Annotated in this window: 6 protein-coding genes; all 6 read left to right on the top strand. The window is 51.4% G+C overall.

The genetic code is table 11. The annotated features are described in order from the left end of the window. Positions 1 to 320: hypothetical protein (locus tag B9Q17_RS17865; RefSeq protein WP_208618808.1), on the top strand; the 320-nt coding region annotated here is incomplete at its 5' end. A 79-nt stretch (positions 321 to 399) separates the two neighbouring features. Further along, positions 400 to 603 (top strand): hypothetical protein, encoded by a 204-nt coding sequence (locus tag B9Q17_RS17860; protein ID WP_154707679.1) that lies wholly within the window; start codon positions 400 to 402, stop codon positions 601 to 603. A 191-nt stretch (positions 604 to 794) separates the two neighbouring features. Beyond that, complete coding sequence (locus B9Q17_RS17855; protein WP_244177428.1) at positions 795 to 1,730, top strand: ArdC family protein; 936 nt, start codon at positions 795 to 797, stop codon at positions 1,728 to 1,730. 44 nt (positions 1,731 to 1,774) lie between these two features. Further along, positions 1,775 to 2,344, top strand: a complete 570-nt coding sequence (locus tag B9Q17_RS17850) for a hypothetical protein (protein ID WP_154707678.1) — start codon at positions 1,775 to 1,777, stop codon at positions 2,342 to 2,344. Positions 2,345 to 2,427: 83 nt separating this feature from the next. After that, complete coding sequence (locus tag B9Q17_RS17845) at positions 2,428 to 2,805, top strand: hypothetical protein (RefSeq protein WP_167373056.1); 378 nt, start codon at positions 2,428 to 2,430, stop codon at positions 2,803 to 2,805. 590 nt (positions 2,806 to 3,395) lie between these two features. Beyond that, positions 3,396 to 3,746, top strand: coding sequence for a hypothetical protein (locus tag B9Q17_RS17840; protein WP_154707670.1), 351 nt, complete (start codon positions 3,396 to 3,398; stop codon positions 3,744 to 3,746). Positions 3,747 to 3,815 lie beyond the last annotated feature (69 nt).

The raw sequence follows: 3,815 nt of genomic DNA, 5'->3' as shown, positions 1-3,815 counted from the left end.
CCTGGTACCTGTTGCGCTTTCGCGCAAGACGCGCCTCGGTCTTTCAGGGGTTGGAGATAGGTATGACAACGCGACAAGCGTACAGCGATTTTCTGAAGCGCCTGAAAATGGAGCCACCTGTAGAATGTGAATTCTCGGTTGGTGACATCGTGACGTTCACCAATGAATACGGTGTGTCATTTCCAGGCAACAAGGTTATCGGGTTTGCTGCTGACGACGAATTCTATGGCCGCTTTATCCATCTTGATAAAGAGGCCTGGTGGTTCCCGGTGCGGCCTGCTGAGCTGACCTTAGAGTGCAAGGCTTCTGAATCTCGGTAGTGCAGGGTGGGCTTCGGCCTGGTACCTGTTGCGCTTCCGCGCAAGACGCGCCTCGGTCTTTCAGGGGTTGGATATGGTAATGGCAGACAATAAGCCATACTGCATTGTCACTGAGGATGATGCAGTCCTGGTCAAGGACTTAACGCTTGCTGAAGCTGAACAAGAGCTTTGCAGAATGTTAAATCGAGGCGAGGACTGTTACATCGGTGAGACTGAAGCCTATACCATCGAGATCGATGAAACCGGCAGACGTTCAGTGATAAACGCCAAAGCCTCAACGTAGGTTCAGGCGACAACGAAAGCCACCTTCGGGTGGCTTTTTACTTTCTGGCGATCAGGCCGGTGATCGGATAATATACAAATTACAGGGTGGGCTTCGGCCTGGTACCTGTGATTGGCTCCCGGAAACGGGATTGTGACCAGTGCATGACTGGTCACTTGGCCAGTCGGTGCACCTCTACCTAAAGGGGTTATATGATGAAAAATGCGACTCGTACCGATATTCAGCAGGCTGTAACTGACACCATCATCGAACGGATCGAGCAAGGCGGAGTGCTTCCCTGGCAGTGTCCTTGGACAAAGACCGGGGAACAACCGATACCGTATAACTGGCTTACCAAGCAGTTTTACAGCGGTATCAACATTCTGATCCTGTGGGTTCGTGCGATGGAAAATGGTTACTCAACCAACGCTTGGTTGACATTCAAGCAAGCGCAGCAGTTGGGTGGTCGTGTCAGAAAAGGCGAAAAAGCCGTCCAGTGCATTTTTGTGAAGCCTGTAGAGGTTGAAAACGAAAATCCTGGATGCGACACCGATGAAGACGGTAAAAAAATCATCCTGTGTCGTAAGGCTTTCTCACTATTCAATGTTGAGCAGGTCGAAGGGTTGGATAATCTGCCCTGTGTACCTGAACAGCCTGAATACGATGAAGCTGAAGCTGTTGCCGCAATAAACCGTGTTGCTGAGGTTTATTGTGCCAATACTGGTGTTGAGATCCGGCATGGTGGCGATAGAGCCTACTATTCACCGGCCCTTGATATTATCAAGTTGCCAACAACCTTCCACGATGGGGCAGGTTATGCGGCAACATTGGCACATGAGCTGATCCACAGCACGGGCCACAAGAAGCGCTTTGATCGTTTCGACCAGCAGGCCGGAGCATTCAAGGGGTTTAAAGAGGCATACGCTTTTGAGGAATTGATCGCTGAACTAGGAGCCGCTTTTGCTTGTGCTGAACTTGGTATCCAGGGGCAACATGAGCAACATGCCAGCTATCTCGATAGCTGGCTTAGGGTTCTGAAAAGCGACAAGACCTTTATCTTTAAAGCGGCGGCAGCAGCAAGTAAGGCTCATAGCTATCTCATGCGAGGTGGTGTTGAGTCTGAAAGAATCGTTGCAAACGTCGCCTAACTGAACGGTTCGCCGTTCTTCTGGTTCCCGCTAGTGGGAAATCAATGACCAGTGTACTTCTGGTCATTGATGACCAGGGTGCACCTCTACCTAAAGGGGTTGGAAATATGCGTTACAATTTTACGTCTGCTCAAGAGGCACACGACTTCGCTTACGATAAGGGCGTTCCGTTTACTCGGATTAGAAACCTGTCTGAAATGAACTCGCGTGAACTTACAGGCCTTCGTATTCAGCGTGAATGGGTGTTGGGTATTCATACCCAATATTGTTCTGATGATGAAGGTAAGCAGTGGTACCCGGTAGATCGGGAATACATATCACTGGATAGCTTTCGGATGGCGAACAATGAGCTTGTGAAGAAGCAGAAGGTTCGGATTTTGGGGTACTACTGCTATAGGTTGTCCCATGACCCGGCCCAGGTTATTCACCTGGAAGAGCTGTCTAAGGTGGCGCTCAGTACACAACTGATGCACTATACTGGCGATAGTTATTCTTCGTTGTCGTTCCACAATGAGGATGATGTGAGCAGCCTTCGGGCCGGGAATGTCATCGTGCATAAAAGAACACAGCAACGCTTTTTCGTTCCGGCAGCACCGCTGGATCGCTTTGAGTAATCGCAGGGTGGGCTTCGGCCCGGTACCTGCTGCGCATTCGCGCAAGGCGCACCTCGGCCTTTCTCAGGGGTTGGATGAAAATTATGGGTATGCTGTTTGTCGAAGCTCAACTATTGAAACACTGCTTGTATGCGTTCAATGAAATTCCCAATCGCAGACTTTGCAATGGGAAAAAAACCTACGAGATAGCAGCACAGCTTGATCAGGTTTTCAAAGAACAAGAGCGGAATGAAGATAGTGAGGTGCTTCAACGGTTCGTCGATTCGCTGGCTGTGACATTGATACGTGATGTTAATGTTCCGGTGCTGTGGAAAGACATTCCCTACTTGAGCCAGCAGGTAATGATGGTTCAGACTGTGGTTAAAGCGCTCAACATGGTTGACCGTTTTAACTACAACATGGATATGCTCGGTAGAGTGGACTTAATTGTTCCATTTACCAGCAACGAAGAAGCCGCTTAACAGCGGCTTTTTTTTGGTCACTGAAGCAGCTTGCCGGCGAGCTGGATCTGTGACCAAGGGTAGGTGGTCACAAAGTAGCGTCCTCGATGGCCACCAGGTGTGGCCAAAGCGTTTTGTCCTGGTACGGGCGTGGTGTGTTTGGTACTGGTGGTGGCTGAATGGGGCTGTGAGGTTGTTTCAGAGGGAATGGAAGGCGTGTCAAGGGGTAGGTGCGGCCCACAGCCGGAGGCGAGGACACGGCCCCTTGACGCGGCTGTAATGACCCATACGCTCCAGGCTGGGGAGCGGGAAGGGAGGCCGTAGGCCGCATGTCCCGCACCCCTGACGACAGATGGCGAATCGCTCCCCTCGCAGGCGAGGGGCGGGGGGGAGTGGTCACACCGCGGAGGCCCGGGCCGGGTGAGATTGTGCCCATAGTGGTGGTCACAGAACCTGAATGGCCAGGCGCAGGCCTTGTGACCAGTTTCCATTGTCCAACAAGAGAACGTCAGCTATTATTGACCGCAGCGCTGCCTTGCGTAGCGCTAATATCCATAAGCCAGTGTACCCTGGCTTATGGCCGGTGGTGCACCTCTACCTAAAGGGGTTGAATGATGAATCGAGATAAAATCCGGTTAATAGTAGTGCAGAAGGATGACTCAAAGTGGATGCAAATTCATTTTTGCCAGATTCTGCAACGAGGGGCTAAGGTTGTTGATGCTTCTCCCAGCGGAGCGTTGGGCGTGGTCGATGTGGCTGATTTGTGGTTTCCGGTACCGGCTGGTACAGACCTATTTGAGGCCGTCGAATTCATCCTGACAAGCCACAAGGTGGCTCACCACCTGGTTCACCTGAACCGAGTGAATGAGACTAAACCTTCAGGGGTGATTTGCACTGATTGGGAAGCTACATTTTGCCCAATTCAAGCAGTCACTGTTGGCGTTATTGCTGAGGACGAGTAAGATAGTTCCTTATACAGGGTGGGCTTCGGCCTGGTACCTGTTGCGCTTCCGCGCAAGACGCGCCTCGGT

The sequence above is a fragment of the Marinobacter vinifirmus genome (genome assembly GCF_002258215.1).
Lineage (GTDB): Bacteria > Pseudomonadota > Gammaproteobacteria > Pseudomonadales > Oleiphilaceae > Marinobacter > Marinobacter vinifirmus.
The sequence above is the reverse complement of the archived record's forward strand: the minus strand, read 5'-3'. Positions and strand labels throughout refer to the sequence as shown.